Annotated in this window: 22 protein-coding genes and 2 pseudogenes; 16 read left to right on the plus strand and 8 right to left on the minus strand. The window is 65.4% G+C overall.

The window, feature by feature from the left end; all coding sequences use genetic code 11:
• Positions 1 to 91: 91 nt before the first annotated feature.
• The 8 genes and pseudogenes from FB560_RS05905 to FB560_RS21225 form a co-directional block, all read left to right on the plus strand.
• Complete coding sequence (locus tag FB560_RS05905; protein WP_170198067.1) at positions 92 to 526, plus strand: TetR/AcrR family transcriptional regulator; 435 nt, start codon at positions 92 to 94, stop codon at positions 524 to 526.
• Between the two features lie 229 nt (positions 527 to 755).
• Positions 756 to 1,736 carry a sensor histidine kinase gene (locus FB560_RS05910; RefSeq protein WP_170198068.1) on the plus strand — a complete coding sequence of 327 codons (981 nt, stop codon included), beginning with the start codon at positions 756 to 758 and terminating at the stop codon, positions 1,734 to 1,736.
• Positions 1,733 to 2,398 (plus strand): response regulator transcription factor, encoded by a 666-nt coding sequence (locus tag FB560_RS05915; protein WP_141871509.1) that lies wholly within the window; start codon positions 1,733 to 1,735, stop codon positions 2,396 to 2,398. Before FB560_RS05910 ends, FB560_RS05915 begins: the two co-directional genes overlap by 4 nt.
• A gap of 63 nt (positions 2,399 to 2,461) precedes the next feature.
• Positions 2,462 to 3,217: an ABC transporter ATP-binding protein gene (locus FB560_RS05920; RefSeq protein WP_141871510.1), complete on the plus strand. Its 756-nt coding sequence runs from the start codon at positions 2,462 to 2,464 to the stop codon at positions 3,215 to 3,217.
• Positions 3,214 to 3,969, plus strand: a complete 756-nt coding sequence (locus FB560_RS05925; RefSeq protein ID WP_141871511.1) for an ABC transporter permease — start codon at positions 3,214 to 3,216, stop codon at positions 3,967 to 3,969. Before FB560_RS05920 ends, FB560_RS05925 begins: the two co-directional genes overlap by 4 nt.
• A 9-nt stretch (positions 3,970 to 3,978) precedes the next feature.
• A complete protein-coding gene (locus FB560_RS05930) occupies positions 3,979 to 4,734 on the plus strand; it encodes an ABC transporter permease (RefSeq protein WP_170198069.1) in 756 nt (251 codons plus the stop codon).
• 321 nt (positions 4,735 to 5,055) lie between these two features.
• Entirely contained in the window at positions 5,056 to 5,271 is a 216-nt protein-coding gene (locus FB560_RS05935) for a transposase (protein WP_170198070.1), read from the plus strand.
• Positions 5,272 to 5,439: 168 nt separating this feature from the next.
• Positions 5,440 to 5,751: pseudogene (locus FB560_RS21225) on the plus strand (IS30 family transposase); the annotation flags it as partial.
• On the opposite strand, the pseudogene FB560_RS21165 reads toward FB560_RS21225, so the two are convergent.
• Together FB560_RS21165 and FB560_RS05950 are read right to left on the minus strand one after the other, a co-directional pair.
• Positions 5,740 to 6,318 (minus strand): annotated as a pseudogene (locus FB560_RS21165) (nucleotide kinase domain-containing protein); the annotation flags it as partial. The pseudogenes FB560_RS21225 and FB560_RS21165 sit on opposite strands and share 12 nt — an antisense overlap.
• 75 nt (positions 6,319 to 6,393) lie before the next feature.
• Positions 6,394 to 6,744 (minus strand): RipA family octameric membrane protein, encoded by a 351-nt coding sequence (locus tag FB560_RS05950; protein WP_141871514.1) that lies wholly within the window; start codon positions 6,742 to 6,744, stop codon positions 6,394 to 6,396.
• A gap of 240 nt (positions 6,745 to 6,984) precedes the next feature.
• Here FB560_RS05950 and FB560_RS05955 point away from each other — a divergent pair, with 240 nt between their 5' ends.
• Together FB560_RS05955 and FB560_RS05960 are read left to right on the plus strand one after the other, a co-directional pair.
• Entirely contained in the window at positions 6,985 to 7,896 is a 912-nt protein-coding gene (locus tag FB560_RS05955) for a helix-turn-helix domain-containing protein (protein ID WP_141871515.1), read from the plus strand.
• Positions 7,893 to 8,759, plus strand: a complete 867-nt coding sequence (locus FB560_RS05960) for a hypothetical protein (protein ID WP_141871516.1) — start codon at positions 7,893 to 7,895, stop codon at positions 8,757 to 8,759. The genes FB560_RS05955 and FB560_RS05960 overlap by 4 nt, the downstream gene beginning before the upstream one ends.
• A 471-nt stretch (positions 8,760 to 9,230) precedes the next feature.
• On the opposite strand, the gene FB560_RS05965 is transcribed toward FB560_RS05960, so the two are convergent.
• The 3 genes from FB560_RS05965 to FB560_RS05975 all read right to left on the minus strand — a co-directional run bounded on the left by FB560_RS05965 (position 9,231) and on the right by FB560_RS05975 (position 12,993).
• A complete protein-coding gene (locus FB560_RS05965) occupies positions 9,231 to 9,620 on the minus strand; it encodes a Rossmann-fold NAD(P)-binding domain-containing protein (protein ID WP_141871517.1) in 390 nt (129 codons plus the stop codon).
• 1,239 nt (positions 9,621 to 10,859) lie between these two features.
• A complete protein-coding gene (locus FB560_RS05970; RefSeq protein ID WP_211349950.1) occupies positions 10,860 to 11,450 on the minus strand; it encodes a TetR/AcrR family transcriptional regulator in 591 nt (196 codons plus the stop codon).
• Positions 11,451 to 11,460: 10 nt separating this feature from the next.
• Complete coding sequence (locus FB560_RS05975) at positions 11,461 to 12,993, minus strand: MFS transporter (protein WP_141871518.1); 1,533 nt, start codon at positions 12,991 to 12,993, stop codon at positions 11,461 to 11,463.
• Between the two features lie 292 nt (positions 12,994 to 13,285).
• Between FB560_RS05975 and FB560_RS05980 the strand changes: the two genes are divergently transcribed.
• Positions 13,286 to 13,573, plus strand: coding sequence for a ClbS/DfsB family four-helix bundle protein (locus FB560_RS05980; protein WP_141871519.1), 288 nt, complete (start codon positions 13,286 to 13,288; stop codon positions 13,571 to 13,573).
• Between the two features lie 582 nt (positions 13,574 to 14,155).
• Here FB560_RS05980 and FB560_RS21170 read toward each other — a convergent pair.
• The 3 genes from FB560_RS21170 to FB560_RS05995 are packed head-to-tail and all read right to left on the minus strand — an operon-like array spanning position 14,156 to position 15,775.
• Complete coding sequence (locus FB560_RS21170; RefSeq protein WP_407662547.1) at positions 14,156 to 14,320, minus strand: DUF6112 family protein; 165 nt, start codon at positions 14,318 to 14,320, stop codon at positions 14,156 to 14,158.
• Entirely contained in the window at positions 14,317 to 14,634 is a 318-nt protein-coding gene (locus tag FB560_RS05990; protein ID WP_141871520.1) for a hypothetical protein, read from the minus strand. The genes FB560_RS21170 and FB560_RS05990 overlap by 4 nt, the downstream gene beginning before the upstream one ends.
• Before the next feature lie 43 nt (positions 14,635 to 14,677).
• Entirely contained in the window at positions 14,678 to 15,775 is a 1,098-nt protein-coding gene (locus FB560_RS05995) for an MFS transporter (RefSeq protein WP_170198072.1), read from the minus strand.
• A gap of 362 nt (positions 15,776 to 16,137) precedes the next feature.
• Here FB560_RS05995 and FB560_RS06000 point away from each other — a divergent pair, with 362 nt between their 5' ends.
• The 5 genes from FB560_RS06000 (at position 16,138) to cofE (ending at position 20,727) form a co-directional block, all read left to right on the plus strand.
• Positions 16,138 to 17,043: an LLM class flavin-dependent oxidoreductase gene (locus FB560_RS06000; RefSeq protein ID WP_141871522.1), complete on the plus strand. Its 906-nt coding sequence runs from the start codon at positions 16,138 to 16,140 to the stop codon at positions 17,041 to 17,043.
• A 37-nt stretch (positions 17,044 to 17,080) separates the two neighbouring features.
• The gene (locus tag FB560_RS06005) at positions 17,081 to 17,938 is read left to right on the plus strand and encodes a DUF1028 domain-containing protein (RefSeq protein WP_141871523.1); all 858 of its coding nucleotides are present in this window, start codon (positions 17,081 to 17,083) and stop codon (positions 17,936 to 17,938) included.
• Positions 17,935 to 18,825 (plus strand): dimethylarginine dimethylaminohydrolase family protein, encoded by an 891-nt coding sequence (locus tag FB560_RS06010; protein WP_141871524.1) that lies wholly within the window; start codon positions 17,935 to 17,937, stop codon positions 18,823 to 18,825. Before FB560_RS06005 ends, FB560_RS06010 begins: the two co-directional genes overlap by 4 nt.
• A gap of 1 nt (position 18,826) precedes the next feature.
• Positions 18,827 to 19,855: a glucose-6-phosphate dehydrogenase (coenzyme-F420) gene (gene fgd / locus FB560_RS06015; RefSeq protein WP_141871525.1), complete on the plus strand. Its 1,029-nt coding sequence runs from the start codon at positions 18,827 to 18,829 to the stop codon at positions 19,853 to 19,855.
• 92 nt (positions 19,856 to 19,947) lie between these two features.
• Complete coding sequence (cofE, locus tag FB560_RS06020) at positions 19,948 to 20,727, plus strand: coenzyme F420-0:L-glutamate ligase (protein ID WP_141871526.1); 780 nt, start codon at positions 19,948 to 19,950, stop codon at positions 20,725 to 20,727.
• Positions 20,728 to 20,755 lie beyond the last annotated feature (28 nt).

The following is a 20,755-nucleotide window of genomic DNA, read 5'->3' on the forward strand; positions in this document are numbered from 1 at the left end:
CCTGGCGCTGCGTTTTCCGAAACCACATCAGCAGTCTTGCATGTCGGCGGGCTGTCCTGTGTGCCGGCGCCGGGTTCGCTACGCTCGGATCATGGGATGGCGGGGCGGTTACGCCAAGGGGGTGCTGCGTCGCGAGTCGATTCTCGAAGCGACGACGGTGGAACTCGCTTCACAGCCCTTCGAGCGCAGGTCTCTTCGTTCGATCGGCAAGGCGATCGGCGTGGAACCCGCGCACATCGTCTACTACTTCGGCTCGAGAGATGGGCTGTTCGAAGCCATGATCCAACGCTGGGACGATGACACCCAGGAGGCTGCCGCATTCGATGCCGACCCGTCGCGGCCGCTGGACTTCTTCGTGTTGCACGTGCGGCTCAACGCGCTCGTTCCCGGACTCGTGCAGCTCTACCTCAGCCTCTTGTCGGACGCGACCGTCGATCACCATCCGTCGCATGCGTTCATAACTGACTTGGCTGGATTTGGGGCAGTCGCAGGTGCTCTGGGAGCAGTAGTGGGCGTTGACGGATAGGGCCGTTGGAGGCGGCGATTCTAGGATGGGGAGGGTGGAGGTCGTGAACGAAGGCTCAGGAGGGCGTGGGAAGCTGCGCGCCGGTTCTGCTGGTTCTTCACGGCTTCGGACGTGACTGGTCGCCCTGGGAACGCTGTTCTTTTCGCTGACTGGCTTCGCGGGGATGTGGCCTAGCGTCGCAGTCTCGGCCGACCTGCGCCCTTGGCAGATTGTTCTTGGAGCGGTCGCGGTGCTCGGCGCGGTGCTGAGTAGGCGGTTTCCCCTCGTCGGCGTGTTCCTGGCTGGAATCGCAACGGCGGTCGGATGGTCGTTCGGTGTGACGGTCGATCCGTTCCTCTTGGTAAGCGTTGGCGTACTCACTTTCGCCGAGCGACGCGGGTCGCGGCGGTTCCCCTGGTGGCTGCTTATCGCGTGGGCGGGGCTCATGGTGACCGCGCTCATCTTGGGGAGCCATCCCGAGGCTGCGGGGTTCGAGGACCGGATGCGGGGCGTTCTGCTGAGCGCTATCGTTCTGGCTGCTGCTTGGGTGCTCGGTGTGCGCACGCGTCAAGCTCGATTGGAGGCCGCTGCTCGTGCTCGCACGGATGAGCGGCTACGTCTGGCGCGCGATGTTCACGACGCGCTTTCGCATTCCCTTGGAGCGATCGGTGTCCAAGCAGGAGTGGCAGCGCACGTCACTGCGCTCAGTGAGCCTGAGTTGCGGGCTACCTTGCAGGAGGTGGAGTCGCAGGCGCGCAGTTCGTTGCTCGAGTTGAAGTTGTTGCTATACAGCGAACGATCCACCCGATCTGAGTCAGGCACCGTGTCACTTCCTTTGACATGTCTTCTTCGCGACACTGCGCGCACGGCGGAGCGTTCCGGCCTGGAAGTCGAACTGGACAGCATGGAGAGCGTTGACGCGCTGCCTGCTGTTGTTCGTACGACGGTGCATCGAATCGTTCAAGAAGCGGTCACGAACGCGATCCGGCATGCTAAAGCATCGAGGCTCCGCATCTCGGCGACGGTGCGGGATGCAACGGTCGAGGTGATCGTCAGCGACGACGGTATCGGTGTACCGGACGGCGTACATGAGGGTCATGGCCTGGCCGGGATGCGGGAACGGGTGGCGCTGGTGGGTGGAGAGCTCAGCGTCGAATCAGCGCCGACGGGCCTCACGGTGACCGCTCGCCTGCCGGTGTCAGCCGCGGACGAGAACGAAGTGCGGGCGTGAGCGCGATCCGGGTGCTGATCGCCGACGATGAGGCTGTGATTCGTTCTTCGCTGCGGCTCTTGGTCGAGCACGAGCCTGGCATGTCGGTGATCGGAGAGGCCGCTGATGGCGAAGAGGCTATCGATCTGGCGCGCGAGCATCGGCCTGATGTGGTGCTCATGGACGTGCAGATGCCACGCATGAGCGGGCTCGAAGCGACTCGCTCGCTGTGCTCGGAAGCGGCAGGGCCCAGGGTGATCGTGTTGACCATGTTCGACCTGGATGAGTATGTGTTCGAGGCGTTGCGTGCGGGCGCGTCCGGGTTCCTGCTCAAGAACAGCCCGCCGAGCGAGGTACTGCGCGCGATCCGCGTCGCCCACGCCGGGGAGGCGCTGCTCGCCCCGGAGGTAACACGACGCCTGATCGACCGCTTCGCCGGTCCCTCACGCGATCACACTGCCGACTCCGGCGTGAGTCGCCTCACAGAGCGGGAACGAGAGACCCTGCAACTGGTCGGGCGAGGCTTGTCGAACGCGGAGATCGCTGCTGCGTTGTTCGTCACCCAGACCACGGTGCGCACCTATGTCAGTCGTATCCTCTCGAAGCTCGGTGCGCGGGATAGGGCGCAGCTCGTCGTGGTGGCGTATGAGTCGGGGCTGGTCGGCACACTGTCTTCGGGCTGAGCACCTGGGATTGTCAACTCTCGCAGACTGACGCGGCGCGCGGTTCTCGGTTGGCTGGAAGACATGATCGAAGTCAGCCATCTCGTCAAGCGTCACGGCTCGCGCGCAGTCGTCGACGATGTCAGTTTCACCGCCACGACGGGCCGCGTCACCGGGTTTCTCGGGCCGAACGGCGCAGGCAAGTCGAGCACGCTGCGTATCCTTCTCGGCCTCGACCGGGCCGCCTCCGGAACCGCCTTGATCGGCGGGAAACCCTACCGTTCCCTGAACCGGCCACTGCTCCAAGTGGGGGCGATGCTCGACGGCCCCGGCGCGAACAAGGGACGGACGGCCAGAGCGCACCTGCGCTGGGTGGCACAGTCGAACGCGATCCCGTCCGTGCGGGTGGACGAGGTGCTGGCTCTGACCGGGTTGCAGGACGCAGCGAGGAAACGAATCGGCGGGTTCTCGCTGGGGATGGGACAGCGGCTCGGAATCGCAACCGCACTGCTCGGTGACCCGGACATTCTGGTGCTTGATGAGCCGACGAACGGCCTCGACCCTGACGGCATCCGGTGGATGCGCCGTTTTCTGCGCTCGCTCGCCTATGCGGGTAAGGCGGTGCTCGTGTCAAGTCATCTGATGAGTGAGATGGAAGACACCGCTGACGATTTCGTGGTGATCGCCCAAGGCAGAGTCGTCGCCTCCGGCACCAGAGCCGAGGTCAAGTGCGTGCACGCGAGCCTAGAAGACGCGTTCTTCGCGCTCACCGATGAACACACGGAGTATCGCGCCGCGACCGACTACCCCGACAGCAGTGACGGTGAGGGGCAGCGATGATCGCGCTGATCCGCTCGGAAACAACGAAGCTGCTGACCACGAAGGCTACTTGGATTCTCGCGTTGGTCACCGTGCTCGGCACACTGCCAATGGCGTGGACGAACTCCGCGTCCTCCGCTGATCTTCCCGCCGACAGCGAGCTGCTGTTTTCCTTAGTACCCATCCCACCCGAGTACCAGGGGTTCGAGATGGCCGGGTTCGGGTATGTGCTGATCGTCGCCCTGGCCGCGCTCTGGTCTGGCAGCGAGTACGGGAGCGGCAAACAGATTCGCACCACCCTGCTTGCTACACCGAAACGCCTGCGCGTCTTCGTCGTGAAAGCCGTGCTACTGGCCCTCGTCGTCGCTCTCATTGCCCTAGTCACCATGACCGGCACCATCATCATCACTCACGCCGCAGCCAATACCGGGATCGACCCGTGGGCCTTGACGCCCGCGATCTGGGCGAACCTCGGCGGCGTCACCCTCGCCTGGACACTGACCGCGCTGATCGCCTTCGCGGTCGGCACCATCGCCCGCACTGCGATCCTGCCGCTCATCCTGATCGTGCCGCTCGTGATCGGCGTCGGCGACTTCCTCGCAGGCTTCTGGCCGGGCGCGAAGTTCCTTCCGACAACCGCGGGCGCGGCGATGTTCAACGATCCGGCCTCCGGCACCTTCCTTGATCCCGCAATGGGTGCGCTCGTGCAAGCAGGATGGGCCATCGTTCTCCTGGTGGCTGCGGGCGTCGCCTTCACGCGCCGAGACTTGTAGGAGATGCAAATGACCCGTATCGGCTTTCGTCATACTCTGCGTGCGGAGTTCACCAAGACGCTGACGCTCCGCAGCATCCAAGGAACCCTTGCCGCAGCGCTCGTCGTGCCCGCAGCGCTCGCTCTCGCATCCGGTCTCGCCTTCGACCCCGCCCGTGGGGCGCAGTTCCCCCTCGAATCGCACGGCTTCGAGACCGCAGGGTTCGGGCAACCACTGGTGATCCTGCTCGCTGCCCTCATCACCGGTACCGAATACCTCGACGGACAACTCCGCACCACCTTGATCGCCACCCCGCAACGAGGGCGAGTGCTCGCCGCAAAACTTCTCATCGTGGCCGGCCTCGGCGCAGCGATCGGCTGGGTCGCTATCGGAGCCTCCGTGCTCATCAAACACGCGGCGCTCGGAGCGCACGGCCTCCCGCTCGATCAGTTCACGGCCGGGATGGGCTGGAACCTCGTCGGCGTCGGAATCAACTACGCCCTGATCGCGCTCATCGCCGCAGGCATCAACATCATCGCCCGCACCTTCATCGTGACCCTCGTCGTGCTCGTTCCCCTCGTCCTCGGCATCACCATCTCTCTCGTTGGCGTGACCCCACTTCTGAAGTACCTCCCCGACCTCGCCGGTATCCAGCTCCTCATGCCCTACCCAGGCGTCGGCGTACTCGAACCACTACCCGGAGGCATCGTCATGACACTGTGGGCGGTCGTACTCATCGGAGTCGCCTGGGGGTTCTTCCGCACCCGCGACACCCCAACCAGTTAGCCCGTCGCGGTTAAGTCCGAGGACTCCTCCTACGCGCAAACACCACCGGCGCCGCACCCCTCAATAGCTATCGCACCGGATGAGCTATCCGACGCCCTGCTGACGCGCGCCTCGATTTGGGTTCCGTTGACGCACCTCCCTTCTGCGAGGCGTCACCGTGGACGAACACACCTCACCCGCTACCAACATCGCTGCGGGAACGACTGGCTCAACCAGCAGCAGTTTCGAGAGCCCAGAAGGTCTACGTGCCCTGCTCACCCGCCTGCACGAGTCCGGCCGTGACCCCGTTCGGTGGGCACTCTCTAATGGAGGATGTTCAGTGTGGGAAACCAGCGCAAGGCATACACGCCTGAGTACAAAGACGAGGCTGTGAGGCTGGCGATTAGCACCGGCCGGCCGGTCGCGACGGTGGCACGGGAGCTCGGCATTGTTGAGCAGACGCTCGGCAACTGGGTCAAGGCTTACAAGGTCCAGCACGAGGCCGACGCGGGGGCGTTGTCCGAGACGGAGCGATCGATGGCCACTCACGTCGGGTGATCGGCTGGGCTATCGATGACCACATGCGCACCGATCTCGTCGAGGACGCCCTGCAGATGGCGATCACGCTCCGCGGGACGCTGCCAGAGAATGTCGTGTTTCACACCGATAGAGGGACCCAAGGCGATTTCAACTGGTCGTCGCAACACCTCGTTCAGGAGGTGTCAGATGGTTCGTCGTCAGCAGGCCGCGGACAGGGCGATTCGGCCGATGCTCCGCTCGCCGGGGCATCCGAAGTTCCAGAAGCCCGTCGAGGCGGCGTTTTGGGGCGAGATCGCGAAGGGTCTGCTTGCGGGGGAAGCGGCAGGGGGTGTCGGCGTGGCGCCCGCGGTCGGCGCGAGATGGTTCCGACACGCTGGCGGCATGGCGCCGTTCGAAATCACCCAGCAGCCATCGGGTCGCTACCGCGCCGGAGGCCAGCACGTGTTCGATGAGTCGCAGATGGTTGAGATGCTTGCGGCGCGCACCAAAGGGCGGCGGCGGAATGATGTATGCGGGTGAGTAGATGCGCTCGCCCCGCGACAACGCCTGCTCCAACATGCTGTCGATGACAGGCACGTCGAAGGACTCCGTTGACACGCTGCCAACTGCCTGTTCGATCAGGTTCCAGGTCTCGGGCTTGTTGAAGAAGCGGAATAGCAACGTCCTCAACAGCACGTCTTCGGCGCTCTGCGGCCCGTCATATTGGGTGCGGATGAGCTCCTGCGACACACGATCGGCCGCGCGATACGCGTTCGTGAAGCGGTGCGCGCTGAGGATTTCGTCCTCCGACCATGGGCCACGCATTCCGGCAAGTCGTCGATGGTAGATCCGCTGTCGCTCCGCGGCTACGTGCCAGTAGCTCCTCAGCACCGGGCTAGCTATGAGAGTGCGCGATCCCACTCGTATGGACCTCATGGCACCTCCTCTGTGTTGCCGCGCTCGACTGTGGGCAAGAGTGGCATGCGCCGGCTTATCTCGGGTTCCCACACGACGGGAGCCAGGCCGTGGCGCAATCGTACGTCGCGTATCCCGGCCCAGCGCGCAGGGGTGCCGTGTGTCCCCCATAGATCAGGGTGGACACCATCAGACCGCGCTGTCACGTCGCCGCGACGAGCAGAGCTGTCGCGAGTCCGGCGGTCATCAGGATGAGGCCCGCAACGGTGACAGCGCGAAAGACCCACGAGTACTTTGCCATTCGCCGCCAGCCGTGCGCCGTATCGGTATAGAGCACGTATCGGCAAGCATCGCCTGAAGCTCGCGAAGTGGGCGCTCGGCCAACTTCACGAGTGTTCTGTTCCGTTCTTTGAGAAGAAGAAACGCTATCGATGCGATAGCTCCGACTCCTGCGAGGGCGGCGGCGATCCAGTAGCTCTTCAGTCCGACGAAAGTGCCATAACCTGCGGTAAGCAGCGCAAATAGGACGAAGTACATGTTCATCGTCCTGATGCGCTGATCGGCATGCAGGGCGAACCAACTCCACGCATGGTCCATGGCTGCTCCGAACGGGTCCGATGGGGCCATTTTGGTGGAGCATGTGCCTACGCTACTTCGTGCGTGCGCTGTCGACCAGGCAGGCTTGGTCCGCGTAGCGGTCTGCGCCGTCCAAATGCGTCGCGGGGTCGGGTGTGCTGCCGTCGTCATCGGTCCTCCTGAAAACTCAGTGATCGGTCTGACCTAGACTGGCGCACTCCAGGGTATGATTGCGTATACGCAAACGAAGGAGGTGAAGCTGTGGACGCGGCAACGATGGTGAAGCGCGTGCGCGCGCTCAGCGGCGTCACCCGCAAGGAGCTCGCCCAGCTCGCTGGCCTTTCGCCCTCAACGATCGGGCGGATCGAACAGGGCGCACTGGACCCGACGTGGGGGACGCTCTCGCGCATCCTTGAGTCAACCGGATACCGCATCAACGGGGACACCGTGGTCTCGGCCGGCGACCAGACGGCGATCACCGCCGCCCGCCCCGTGCTGGAATCATTGCTCACCCCTGCTGCCACGGCGATGGCGGACGCTCTTGCTCCCGCGAGAGCGATTATGAACGCGGCTGCACGCGATATCAGTCGCTCGCTTGCGGACGAGATGGCAGCAGCCACCCGGGTCGCGCTCGCGCCCACGATGGAGATGTTCCAGCAGGCTGCCAGCTCTGTCGTCAACCAGTGGCTTGGCCGGTGGGCTCGCGCGGGGTGGCTGTCGGATCGAACGGACGCCGACGACGCGGTGAGTGTCGCGGTCGCTGCGGGCAACGCCTGCAAGATCGCCCGCCGTAACGTCGCCCGCCGTCATGTCGTCGCTCCCAACGGATGGCGCACGCTTGCGCGCCGGTTGGACGAGGAAGGCATCGACTACGCCGTCTCCGGACTCATTGCCGCCCGTCCGGATCGGGCGACCGCGACAGCGGTAAGCCCGGTGATCTACGTCGACGACCCATTCCTGGCGGTCACCAGGCTCGGCCTGGAGGAGACCGTGCCAGGGCGTGGTGTCCTACTGATCGCTCCCGGCGATGACGAGCTCACGCGCGTTGAAATCGATGGAGGCATCCGGTTCGTCTCACGCGCGCAGGGCGTGCTCGACGCATTCGCAGGCTCCGGTCGGGAGCCCGACAAGGCCGAGGACACGCTCCGCTCACTGCTGGCGGTCTCCGCATGACCGGCGACTTCGACGACCTCGAGATCGAGATCATCACCTCGCGGCGAGCCCTCATCGACGTTATCACCGGTCTCGCCGACCAGCGTGAAGCACTCACCGTGCTCGGCGGCCACGCGGTCGTCGAAGTCACCCAGGGCATCCTGGCGCTCCCTCCGGACGACACAACCCGCGACGGCGACCTCGGCGTCACCCCGAAGCTGCCCAGCGACGCCCCGAACCTCAGCGCCCGGATGACCGAGCTCGGCTTCGAAGCCGCGCGTCCTGAGCGCCCCGGCGTATGGTCACCGATCTCGCAGCGCGACCGCGACATCCACGACCGCGACAGCGTCGACCTCATCGCCCCGATGTCGCTCGCCCGCGGCGACCTCACCACGAACCGCAGCATCCGCGCCGCCCGCATCGGCGCCCACGGCAAGCACGCCGTCTCCGCGACACACGGCACCGAGCTCAGCATCCTCGACCGCCAGTGGCGTACGCTCCGCTCGTTCGACGGCGGGCCGACCGTCGACGCCTACGTCGCCGGCGCCTCCGCGCTGCTGTGCGCGAAGGCGTACAAAATCCACGACCGGCTCGATCCCACCGAGCTGCGCCGCAACGCCGACCGGCTGCGCCCGAAGGACTTCGCCGACCTCTACCGCCTCCTCCTCGTCATCACACCCGAGGACGCGGCGGGCGTCTTCGCCCAAGGGACCGCGGACCCGAAGATCAGCGACGCCGTCGCGCTCGGCAACGACTATCTCATCGAAATCCTCACCGACGCCTCGACTGTCGCCAGCATGGTCGCCGACGCCTGGGGCGACACCTCCCGCGAGGCCGAGTTCCACGCACACGTCGACAACTGGCGCCGACGCTTCGCTGCTTGAGGGATCGTGCGGATCGCCTCCTCGTGGTCGGCCCCTGCGTCGTGTCGCGGGGCCACTGTCGGCTCCGGGAAGAGGGCCGGCCCGGCGGCCGCGCCGTAGCGCCCAGGTCCCGGCCGGGTCGGCCTAGGCGCCGAAGCTGCCGCGCACCTCACTTGGGAGAAGACGCACTAACGGATGCTTCCATAAACCCCGCATGAACCCTTGGCGCAGGCGCGAACGACTACCAAGAGCCGGGACCTGGCCGGGACCTGATGCATGCAATCCATGCAATTCCTGACGTGAAATGGTGTCGCAATTCCTGACGTGAAATGGTGTCGTCTGAGGGGCACCGTGGCCCGAAAAATCAATGAACTGGGCTGAACCGTCTACCTGGGGGTCAGGGGGTCGCAGGTTCACATCCTGTCGTCCCGACAGAAAAGCCCAGGTGAAAGCGTTTTTCTCGCCTCGGCTTCGTCGTTTACGTTCGAGGGTTTATGGGGACCTTCGAGGACTGAGATGCATGCCGTGTTGATTCGGGCTAGACGTGTGGCCGCGCGGCCCGGAGGGTGTCGATGAGGGGTGTGGTTGCCCGGCTGATCCGGGATGCTGGGCGAGGTCGCCGGCAGCGATCGCGGTGTCGATCTCGGTGATGAGGGTGATGATCCCCTCAGGGACGCCGGCAGTGCGGAGGATCTCCGCGTGCTGATCAGCGGTGGTGTTCTGCACACTAATATCCCTGCCGAGCACTTCGGTGAGCACGGTGCCCAATTCTTGTTGTGTCCACGCGTCGTCGCCGCAGAGCTCGTAGATCGTGGCCGGGTCCTCGGTGGTGAGGACGACGGCGGCTGCGGCGGCGTAGTCGGCGCGGGACGCGCTGGCCACACGCCCGTTACCGGCGTTGGTCAGCAGTGTTCCGGTCTGGCAACAGCGTCCAGGGTCGGTAGGTAGTTCTCGCTGTACCAGCCGTTGCGCAGGATCGAGTAGTTCAGGCCGGAGGCGACCAGGTGAGCCTCGGTCTGCACATGTTCCGGGGCAACCGGGTGTAACGGTGGTGTCGGCGCCGAGCGTGTTCTCGTCACGACCACCAAGGGGTGGAAGCCGGCCGTATTAGGGTTCGGAAACCCGACCGCGATCGATTACGGAACGCGAGTCATACAAGTGCTGAAGGGGGCGAGCGGTTGATATGAGCCTTCCGAACCTGCCGATCAGTGGTCAGGTGTGTTCGAAACGGACACGGGGAATACAGCGAATAGCGCGTGGAATCTCTGAGCCGGGCGGCCGCGAGCCGATTGCCGATCAACCGCCTGATTGAGCCTCAACTGTCTGGGCGTCAACGAGAGACTATCCGCCAGCGTCCCACGTCAGAAAGCGACGGCGCCTTGTATGGTGCCACGCACAGCTGAGCCTTGTGTGTAGCTCGGTCCTATCTGAGTGAAACCGGGGACTGTTCGAGCAACCTGCTCCCAATGAGGCAACGAAGCCCTCGATCGCGATGGTTGGGATCTGATAGGGCTCATACCAGTTGCTGGTGTGCTCGTGTTCGTGACCGGCTTCGCGCCAGGACAACCCTACGGAGCCGCCGTCATAGATCGTTAAGGTAGTCGCCGGGTTTCTCGGGCGGGAGGTAGCGCCCGTGCAGCGTTGTCCGGGTCTGGCAGAAGTTCACGTCCTCGAGGGGACCGTACGGGGAGCTCCCGGAAAGCCACCATCGGGCCGCCATGGTTGCTTGGTGGGCGATGCCAGTTATCTCGTGTCGGGGCTCAACGCGCGGTCGTCCCGTGCGGGGTCGTGCAGCGCCTGCCAGCACGGCACGCTCGGCGGTGCCGGCCGCGGCCGCCATATCGTCGTAGAGCTGCTGCAGCGCTTCCTCCCGCGGCGTGCCCCGTCGAGGCGTGAACGATATGCCACTTCGAGTTGTCGCTCCTTCATCCAGAGGGTGTCCGCGCCAGTGCGAAGCGGTGCCCCAAACGCGTCGTTGCGGAACACCAGGTGGGGCGCGACCGGAATCGCGGGGATCACGAGCGCGACAGCCCGCGTGTCCGTCGGCGATGGGATGGCGAAGGCCTGGACGCCGAAGAGTTGAGCCGCGCAAGCCGCCGCCTCTGGAGCGCCGTCTCGTGGCTAGGGGGCAGGGGAGCTCGTGAGGGTGTGGGGTGGGTGCGTGAGTGCGATGAGGTCCGCTTCGAGCGTGGCGCGATCGTGGTCGGTGAGGACGGCGCCCCACAGGGGGGCACTGTTGCTGCCGTCAGTCGCTGCTATGACGATCCGAACGATCACGGGATCGAGCCCATCGGCCATGAGCGCAGCACGCCAGGTCGCAGCGTCGCGTTGAGCGAGCTCTTCCAGTCCGCCCTCCAAGGCGAGGTGCATCGTCAGAGACAGATACGCGTGGAGCCCGGTGGGGTCGTCCGCGTGCGAGAAGCCGACCCGGAGATACGCTCGGGCCAGATGCCCGGGGGAGTCTTCGGGCTCGGCGGTAGCAGTCTGTTCGACTTCCGCTCGGAATCGGCGCATGAGCTCGGTGGCAACGCCTTTCAGAAGTGCTTCCTTGTTCGGGAAGTGATACAGCAGGCCGCCCTTGGATACTCCGGCGGCGTCCGCGATCTCCGTGACAGGGATTGCGGTGCCATGTGTGCTGATCAGGGTGGCGGCGGCGTCGAGGATCTGTTGTCTGGTGTCTTCTGCGCTGCGTCCCGCGATGCGTGCCATCATGCCCTCCTCCTCATGTTTCCTCGGTCGTGATAGGTGAGTTCAGTGGTCGCCCGGTGGGGCGGTCTTTGATGTTCGGGATGAGATTGAACGCTGCGACCGCGGCGAGCACCATGACGCCGCCGGCGATGAGGGTCGTTGATTGCATAGCCGATACGAACGAGTGCTGCGCGGCCTCCCATGCGGCTGTCCCGGCATCGAGCACGGTCGCCGCGGAGGCGAGGGAGTCTTCGGCGTGCGTTGCTGCCTCCGGAGCGACGCCGTCCGGCAGATCAAGACCTCCCCGGTAGAACACCGTGATGAGAGAACCAAGGATCGCGATACCCAGAGCGACGCCGAGCTCGTAGGCGGTCTCCGAGATCGAGGCAGCAGCTCCCGCTTTCGCGGGTTTCACGGCGGAGACGACCGCGTCCACGCTGAGGGTCTCCGCGATCCCGATCCCCAATCCCAGCGGGACGATCGCCAGCAACACCCACAGGAGGTTCTCGCTGCTCTCCAGCACCGCGATGAGCCCGAGACCTGCAGCTGCGGTGAGGAGGGCGACGCCGATCGCACGGCCGCGTCCGAGTCGGGTGAGGAGGAACCCGACGGCCGCGACCGCGGACATCGCTGCGGCGGCGGCCGGGAGTTGCGCGAGGCCGGCTTGCAGCGGGGTGAGTCCTCGGGCGAGTTGCAGGTACTGGGAGAAGAAGAACAGCACTCCGCTGAGGGCGAACACCGAGATGAAGTTCACCGACACCGCGCCGCTGAACGCCGGGTTGCGGAACAGGTCCACGTCGATCATCGGCTGGGCACTGCGTCGCTGACGGCGAACGAACAACACGCCGCCGAGCATCGAGGTCACGATCGCGACCATGCCGCTTACTCCGAAGGTCCCGCCGGTGATCTGTTTGATCGTGTACACGAACGGCACGATCGCGAGCATCGACAACGCGCTGGAGAGCAAGTCGAACGTGCCCGGGTTCGGGTTCCGCGACTCCGGAAGAATCCAGATGCCGACGGCGAGCACCATGATCATCACCGGGATGTTGATCAGGAATACCGACCCCCACCAGAACTGCTCCAGCAGGGCTCCGCCGACCAATGGCCCGAGCGCGATACCGCTGGCGGACGCTGAAGACCAGATCGCGATCGCCCGGGTGCGCTCCACCTGGTCGGTGAAGATGTTCCGGATCAGGGACAGCGTCGAGGGCATGATCGTCGCGCCCGCCACGCCCAGTAGCAGCCGGGCGGCGATGAGGACTTCCGGAGTGGGCGCGAAGGCTGCGATCGCGGAAGCGATTCCGAACGCGGATGCGCCGATCAGGAGCAGCTTCTTCCTCCCGATTCGATCGGCGAGGTTCCCCATCGTCACCAGCAGACCCGCCAAGGCCAGCGAGTAGATGTCACCGATCCACAGCACCTGAGTCGCTGACGGCGACAGCTCCGCCGTTAGCGACGGCACGGCCAAGTAGAGCACCGTGCCATCGATCGCCAGCAGGAGCACCGCCCCCACCAGCACGGCCAATGCTCCCCACCGTCGTGCCGGACTCATCATCATGCTCATTCGCACATCCCTAAACTAAACCGTCGCACCGGTACAGTTTATGTCGATCGACCTGAACGTCACCTGATCGAGAAGGGATGCGCACTCGGATGATGAGTCGCTCGTGATGCGCGAAAGTGGGACAGCGGCCTGGAGGCCATAGGGACCCCAGGCCGCTGCTCCGTATGCGGCGCTGAAATGTCAGCGCCCCGTTTCGAATACATCCGACACACCACCGAGACCCCGCCTGAAGAGGCCGCCAACGGATAGTGACGGGGCGCGTTAGCGGTCGCAAAGACGATACGAGGGACGAATGGCTGTGCCGGTCAGTAAGGATGAGCATCTGGTGGCGATCGAGAAGAAATTCGCCCAACTCAGCGAAGACCTTGACAGGATCCCCGAAGAAACCCTGAGGGAATTCGTCTTGGATGGTCACGTCACGGACACGATGATGAGCCCCTCGTACCTGGTGGCGCACTTGATCGGCTGGAATCGACAGATCCTCACCAGCTTCGCCAGGATCGCATTCGGCATCCACCCATCGCGCCCCGCGTGCTTCCTAAGCGATGGGAGGATGTCCTCGCCGCATGCTTCGCGGTGAGGACGCCGCGTAGATGATTGGGGAGGAGGTCACGGACACGCTGCAATTCATCGAGGACTCACTGGCCTATCGGCTGCCATGGGGCTGGAAGCGGTCCAGGTCCGAGCGACGGCCAACGACGCCCGCCGCACCGACCGAGCTTCCCGCCGCACCCGCCCCCGCGCTTGCCCCGGCTCCGCCCCTGCACCGGCACCGGCTCCGCCGGTTACGGCGGGCGTTGCGGTCCCGGCCGTTGCCGCCGGGGCGCCGGAGGGTGGCGACGTCGGTCCGCTGCATCCGCCACTACCGCCGCCGGTGGGCTTTCCGCTGGTGTCACCGCCGCCATCGACACTGTCGCCCTTCAGCGATGCGGGAACCGGGACGGGCCGGTTCAGTGCCGACTTCGCCTCCTGCTCGCTGCTCATCGAGTGATACATGTCGAAGCCGACGAAGGACAGGAACTTGTAGGTGATGCACGGGGCGAACGCGGCGGTGAGCATCAGCACGACCCCAGTGATCGGGTCCGAGATGGAGGCACGGTCCGCCTCGATTGGTGCGGACACCTGGCCGATGTCGACTCCACCGGATCCGCGCGTTCTGCTCTCAGCACGCCGCCTGACCGGCACCGTAGTTCCGGTCAGGCGGCGTGCCGGCGTCAAGGAGGAAGTTCACCCAGGCGACCTCGGCCCCGGCGAGCGACGCTGCGCCGAGGGAGACGAACAGGCGATCAAATCCGTGCGGAGGTCCTAGGTGGCCCCCAGGGGTCACGAGGTCGTGTGCGTGCGACGTTCTCCCCGGAGTTCGCCGCTGGGCATCAGCATGCCGGCCTTTGCAGTCCCCTGGAGTTCGTCGCCGTCAAAGGTGACGGTGAAGTCGAGGTGAACCGGGAGAGGTTTCGTGACGTCGGCTCCCCAGCGTGCCGATAGCGCCGTTCCGTCCTGAGGCAGGGTCGTCACTTCCGTGAGCGGGACGGTCTCGCCGCTCGCAGTCGACGTGGGGTCGCCGTCGAAGGAGAAAACGATCGCGATGGGGCCGAGAGGGGTCTGCAGCGTGGCGTCCCAGACGCCGGTGAGAGTGGACATTGATCTCCTTGTGTCAGTGTTTTCGTGCAGGGAGGGGATAGTTTTAGCGGACGCCGCGTATCAGCCACGCGACGGCTCCACTGATCAGGACGAGCACACCGGCGATGAGGAACATCGCTGCGTAGCCGGAGAGGCTGATCAACAGTGCCGCTGCGACCGGGCCGATCGCGATCGCGATCATCGTCGCGACATTGATGATGCTCAGATCGCGTGCGCGGCGCTGTTCGTCGGGCAGCAGGCGGATGGTCATCGCCATGCTCACGGCCTCGTAGGCGCCGAAGCCGATGCCTGTGAGGGCAGCGAGTACGAGTACCCCCGTCCAGCTCGCCGTCAGCGCACCGAGGAGCGTTCCGCAGGCGAATGCAGCGGTCGCGCCGATGATGTAGATCTTGAACCGTTGCGTGCGGTCGGCGAGTGATCCTGTTAGGAGAGCCGCGACGATCACTGCTGGTCCATATAGCGCCGTCAGAATGAGCACCCCTTCATCGGTGCTGCTGTCTGGGTAGAGCTCTTCAAAGCGCACGACGTCCTGAAGATAGAAGAAGAGGTAAGTGATCGCGATGTTCTGTCCGAGCGCGAACAGGAACCGATGCACCCAGGCGAGTGCAAGATCCCGGTCGTTCGGGAGGAGTTCCCGCCATGCCGTGGAGCGGACTTGCTTCTGATCAGGGCGGGCAGTGTCCTGCCTCACGGTGAAGATGAAGAAGATCTGCGAGAGGACGATCAGACCTGCCAGAAGCGAATACGCCCGGTCGGGGGAACCCGCGAGCGTCTGCGCCAGTGTTCCGACAACCGGGGCGCAGGCCCAAGAGATCCCGAGACATGCTGACGCCGTACCGCTGCGATGGGCGGGAACCATGTCGGGGATCGTCGCCGTCAGTGGTGCCATTAGCATGTTCGCCCCCACTTGCAGCACGGTCCACCACAGGGTCAATTCGGCGACGGATCCTGCGTGTCCCGCAAGAATGGCAGCGGGTGCGATCACCAACACTCCGCCGAGAAGCCAAGGACGACGTCGCCCCCAGCGAGTGGACGTCATATCGCTCAACCAGCCGACGAGGGGATTGGTGGCGATGCCGATGAAGCCGCCGATGCCGGTGATGATCGCGAGGGAAACCACCCGGTTGTCGGGGTCGAGCACCGCGACCTGCGCGGGGAGGGTGGTGAGCACGGGGCCGAGAATGATCGCCCACAGCGCAGTGCTCGCCGCTGTCAGCGCCGGGTAATAGGCGCGGCTGACAAGACGGGGTGTTGCGTTTGCTGTCGCCATTGCCTCTCCTCAATCGTAACCACGATCCGACACATGAATGGTCGGTTGGCCAATTAAAATGTGCTGACAGGTGATGTGTCAAGTTGTGCCCTGTCGGACCCGTAGATGACGAAACTCTGCGGGAATGGCGGGAGCGGTAAGTGGGCGTGGAAAGATGTTGACAATCACCGGATCACTCTTTATATTGGCCAAAGGGCCGGAATAAGTCGGCTCCTGCACTTCGGGATGGTGACATGCGCATCAGCGTCAGCTTCAGCGGCTTCGGACCGATCGAGACCACGCTTCGCACTGCGCGCGCTGCCGAGGCCGCCGGCCTCGACGGCGTGTGGTACTGCGAGCACGTGGGTTTCCGGGATGCGGTCGTCCCTGCATCGGTGATGCTCGACCGCCATCCCGATCTCGATGTGGGGCTCGTTGGGCCCGCGCCGGTGAGCCGGCACCCAGCGGTCCTGGCGATGGAGCTCGCCGACCTCAGCGAACTCGGACCCGGGCGCGTGCGCGCCCAGCTGGGCCTCGGCGACGCGCGGCTAGTCGGCAGGATCGGAGGCGTGAGCGGATCGCTCGCGCACGTGCGGGAGTATGTCGAGGCCACGCGCATGGCGCTTGCCGGCGAACCTCTGACAGGGAAGTGGGCGGGGCACGTGTTCGACGGCTACCAGACTCTGGCGCGTCCCGAACCCCCGGCACTGGACGTCATGGCGATCCGGCCGAAGATGCTGGAGTTATCTGCGCGCGTCGCCGACGGCGTTTCGCTGTCGACAGGAGCATCGGTGGAGTACTTGTCGGCCTCTGTCCAGAGGATCGAGCAGATCCTTGAAGAGTGCGGACGGGAACGCGGGAGCTTCCGTGTCACCGCGCAGGCCTTCGGCACCCTTGCCGACACTCAGAAGGATGCCGAGGATCGGCTACGTCCTACCCTCGGCATCTTTTCGCCGGACATTCTCGGTATCCTCGCACCGAACTGCGCACCGGCAGAAGATGTCGCACGGATGGCCATCGCGACCACGCCGGAGAGGCTCGCCGAGCGCCTCGCGGAGTATCGGGACGCCGGTGTCGATGAGATCGCGCTCGATCTCTCCGCCCCGGACGATGAGATCGAAGACATCATGCGCGTTTTCGCCACGGCCCGAACCGTGTGATGCCTACTAGGCGAGAACTGGAAACGACGGAGGTCCGATGACATACTCGATCGTTGCGCGCGATGCCGAGACCGGTGAGATGGGCGTCGCCGTCGCATCTCACGCCTTTGCCGTGGGGAGCGCGGTCGCGTTCGGGGTCGCCGGCGTCGGCGCCGTCGCGACACAGGGCTCCCCCCTCGTCGGCGACGCGGAACGGCTGCTCGATGCCCTCGCCCGGGGAGAGCGCGCCGAAGACGCGCTCTCCGAACTCGTCTCGAGCAACGGCGGATCCCCGCTCCAACAGACCGCCGTGGTCGGCATGCACGGCGCTGCGGCCGCGCACACCGGAGCCTTCTGCGTGCGGTTCGCGGGACACAGCGTTGTCGACGAGGTCGCATGTCAGGGCAACCTCCTGGCGACGGACGGCGTCTGGGAGCGTATGCAGGAGGCGTACACCCACGCACGAGCTCCCTGGGAGGAGCGTCTTCTTAGTGCGCTCCGGGCCGCGCTCGCGGTCGGCGGCGACCTCCGGGGGCAACAGTCGGCAGCGCTCCTGATCGTCGGCCCGCACCGCGGCTCGCGACCTCGCATCGATCTGAGGGTCGACGACCACGCGGATCCCCTTGCGGAGATCCAGCGCCTGCTCGACCTCGACAGGGCCGATGCCCTGCTCAGGGCGGGGATCCGTGCGGTGACGGGTGGGGGCCGGGATGATGTCGTCGCCGCGCGCGATGCGTTGAACGCCGCTCAGGAGATCTTCGGACCCGAGAACCAGGAACCTACTTTCTGGGCAGGGGTCGTAGCCGAATCCTTGGGAGAGGGAAACGACCATTATCCTGCCGACCCGTCCTGGCAGGAGCTCAGACTTCGTCTGCTGCAGAGGCACATTCCGGGCGGCGAAAAGGAGAACGCATGATCCAGATATCCAATCCTTCTGACATTGCCCCTCTTCGCGAGGTCATCGTCGGCCCGTACAAAACGTTCACCTGGTGGGATCTGGTCTGGGGGTCGCTTCGCTACCCCGACGTGGCCAGCATCAGGTACGCCCGCAACAACACCGTCGCGGTGCCGAGGCATGAAATCGCCCGGCCACAGCACGAAGGATTCGTGCGGATGCTCGAAGAGCACGGCGTGCGGGTGCGCACTCTCGACAGCCTCGCCGACGTCTCCATCCAGCTTTACCCGCGCGACCTCGCTTTCGCCGTCGACGACGTCCTCTTCCTCGCGCGCTCCCGTGACCCGATTCGCCGGAAAGAGCAGCGGGCCCTCCGGCCCTACCTCGACGATATCTCTCGTGTCGAGACGTTGGCAGGCGGGCGGATCGAGGGCGGCGACGTCATCGTCACTGACGATGTTGTCCTCGTCGGCCTCAGCGAGGCCACCGATCTGACCGGCATCAGTGCTTTGCGCGAGGGGTTCGATCGCGCCGGGATCAGCCGTGAGATCCTGCCGATCGAGTTCTCGGGTCGAGGAGTCGTCCACCTGGACACCAAGTTCACGATGGTCGGCGCCCAACTCGGCTACATCCACTCGGCATCCCTCACCCCGTATTCGCGTGCACAGCTGGCCGAGAGATTTGAGCTCATCGAGGCCGATGACACGGAGGCCCGCGGTCTCATGGTCAACACCGTCGCCCTCGCTCCTGACCGCATAGTCATCGATCACCGGGCCCGTCGTCTCGCCGAGGCGCTTCGCCTTCGCGGCATCGAACCGATCCGGCACGACTTCTCAGAGGTCACCAGGTTCCCGGGCGGTTTCCGCTGCGCGACGCTGCCGCTGAGGCGCGGCGAGAAAGAGGTATGAGATGTCCCTGACCATCGGGTACAAGGCCAGCGCCGAGCAGTTCGGTCCGCGGGAGTTGGTGGAACTCGGCGTCCTCGCAGAGCGACATGGCTTCGAGTCGGCCTTCGTCAGCGACCACTTCCAGCCATGGCGTCACACGGGCGGACACGCACCTTTCTCTCTCGCGTGGCTCGCCGCGGTGGGGGAGCGGACCTCATCCATCGTGCTCGGCACCAGCGTGCTCACGCCGAGTTTCCGCTACAACCCCGCCGTTCTCGCCCAAGCGTTCGCCACACTCGGATCCTTGTATCCCGGTCGGATCGTCGCCGGTCTCGGGTCGGGCGAAGCGCTAAACGAGATCGCGACAGGAGCCCTCGACGACGCCGCGCCCTGGCCGGCTTTCGCGCAGCGTCTGGGCCGGCTGCGCGAGGCCGTGCGGCTCATGCGGCAGTTGTGGAGCGAGGAGCGGGTGAGCTTCTCGGGAGAGTACTTCCGCACGCGAGACGCATCGATCTACGACCGCCCCGACCGCCCCGTCCCGGTCTACATCGCGGCGGGCGGACCTGTCGTGGCACGGTACGCGGGTCGCGAAGCGGACGGACTCATCTGCACATCGGGGAAGGGCATGTCGTTGTACACGGAACGTCTCCTCCCGGCGCTCGACGAGGGAGCAGATGCCGCGGACCGTCCGGCGGCGTCGGTCGACCGCATGATCGAGATCAAGCTTTCGTACGAGACGGATCCGGTGCGGGCACGGGAGAACACCAGGTTCTGGGCGCCTCTGTCCTTGTCGGCCGAGCAGAAGCACACGATCTCCGACCCCGTCGAGATGGAGCGTGCGGCGGACGCGCTGCCGATCGACCAGATCACCGCCCGATGGATCGTCGGCGATGATCCCGAGCGGATCGTGGACCAGGTACGCCCTTACGTCGACGCGGGATTCACTCATCTGGTCTTCCACGCGCCCGGTGCAGAACAGCGACGGTTCCTGACGCTCTTCGAGCGTGATCTAGCGCCACGGATACGCGCGCTGTCACCTGTGGAGCGCTGAGCTGTGCTGCCTTCGCGACGGCCGTCGGCCTCGGTCGGCCCTGGGCACCGGCGACGCGGATCAGCGCGGAGCCTGAGAAGGAGGGGCCGGCGATGCTGACCGTCTTCGCCCTCGAGGGAATCCGCGAGATAGAACCCGGAGACGACCTTGTCGAGACCATCCTCGGCACCGGTATCCGGCTCGAGAACGGCGACATCCTCGTCGTCACCTCGAAGATCGTCTCCAAGGCGGAAGGCCGGTACGTGCGGGCCACCGACCGCGAGGAGGCGATCACAGCCGAGACGGTCCGTACGGTTGCCTCCCGAACGTCCCACGGCCACACGACACGCATCGTCGAGAACCGTCTGGGTATCGTCTCCGCCGCAGCCGGGGTCGACGCGAGCAACACGCCCGAGGGCTGGGTGCTGCTGCTGCCCGTCGATCCGGACGCGAGTGCGCGAGACCTCGCCGCAAGGCTGCGCGATGCCACAGGCGCCCAGGTCGGCGTGATCGTCAGTGATACCCTCGGCCGCCCCTGGAGGCAGGGACAGGCGGACGTCGCCATCGGTGGGGGAGGCGTGCGGATGATCCTCGATCTGCGCGGCACCGTTGACGCCGGAGGCAAGCCTCTCACGGTTACGGCAGTATGCGTGGCGGACGAGCTCGCGGCGACCGCTGACCTCGTCAAGGGCAAAACCGACGGAAAGCCCGTCGCAGTAGTCCGCGGTCGTGGCGACCTCGTGGGAGGACTGGATCTTCCTGGTGCGGCGGGCGTGGTTCGGCGACGCGAGGCAGACATGTTCTGGCTGGGCACCGCCGAGGCGCTGGAGCAAGGGTACCGGGAAGGGTACTCGGCGGGCGCGCAGGCAGTTTCCCAGAGGCCGCGACCATGAGCCCATCTTCTGTTCGTTCGTCGCGCCG

This window comes from Microbacterium saperdae (genome assembly GCF_006716345.1).
Lineage (GTDB): Bacteria > Actinomycetota > Actinomycetes > Actinomycetales > Microbacteriaceae > Microbacterium > Microbacterium saperdae.

What these genes read in the sequence shown, in the direction of transcription:
- FB560_RS05905 (WP_170198067.1), top strand. Translation starts at nt 92, where the DNA reads ATGGGATGGCGGGGCGGTTACGCCAAGGGGGTGCTGCGTCGCGAGTCG.
- FB560_RS05920 (WP_141871510.1), top strand. Translation starts at nt 2,462, where the DNA reads ATGATCGAAGTCAGCCATCTCGTCAAGCGTCACGGCTCGCGCGCAGTC.
- FB560_RS05925 (WP_141871511.1), top strand. Translation starts at nt 3,214, where the DNA reads ATGATCGCGCTGATCCGCTCGGAAACAACGAAGCTGCTGACCACGAAG.
- FB560_RS05930 (WP_170198069.1), top strand. Translation starts at nt 3,979, where the DNA reads ATGACCCGTATCGGCTTTCGTCATACTCTGCGTGCGGAGTTCACCAAG.
- FB560_RS05950 (WP_141871514.1), bottom strand. Translation starts at nt 6,744, where the DNA reads ATGGACCATGCGTGGAGTTGGTTCGCCCTGCATGCCGATCAGCGCATC.
- FB560_RS05960 (WP_141871516.1), top strand. Translation starts at nt 7,893, where the DNA reads ATGACCGGCGACTTCGACGACCTCGAGATCGAGATCATCACCTCGCGG.
- FB560_RS05970 (WP_211349950.1), bottom strand. Translation starts at nt 11,450, where the DNA reads ATGATGGCACGCATCGCGGGACGCAGCGCAGAAGACACCAGACAACAG.
- FB560_RS05975 (WP_141871518.1), bottom strand. Translation starts at nt 12,993, where the DNA reads ATGAGCATGATGATGAGTCCGGCACGACGGTGGGGAGCATTGGCCGTG.
- FB560_RS05980 (WP_141871519.1), top strand. Translation starts at nt 13,286, where the DNA reads ATGGCTGTGCCGGTCAGTAAGGATGAGCATCTGGTGGCGATCGAGAAG.
- FB560_RS05990 (WP_141871520.1), bottom strand. Translation starts at nt 14,634, where the DNA reads ATGTCCACTCTCACCGGCGTCTGGGACGCCACGCTGCAGACCCCTCTC.
- FB560_RS06000 (WP_141871522.1), top strand. Translation starts at nt 16,138, where the DNA reads ATGCGCATCAGCGTCAGCTTCAGCGGCTTCGGACCGATCGAGACCACG.
- FB560_RS06005 (WP_141871523.1), top strand. Translation starts at nt 17,081, where the DNA reads ATGACATACTCGATCGTTGCGCGCGATGCCGAGACCGGTGAGATGGGC.
- FB560_RS06010 (WP_141871524.1), top strand. Translation starts at nt 17,935, where the DNA reads ATGATCCAGATATCCAATCCTTCTGACATTGCCCCTCTTCGCGAGGTC.
- fgd (WP_141871525.1), top strand. Translation starts at nt 18,827, where the DNA reads ATGTCCCTGACCATCGGGTACAAGGCCAGCGCCGAGCAGTTCGGTCCG.
- cofE (WP_141871526.1), top strand. Translation starts at nt 19,948, where the DNA reads ATGCTGACCGTCTTCGCCCTCGAGGGAATCCGCGAGATAGAACCCGGA.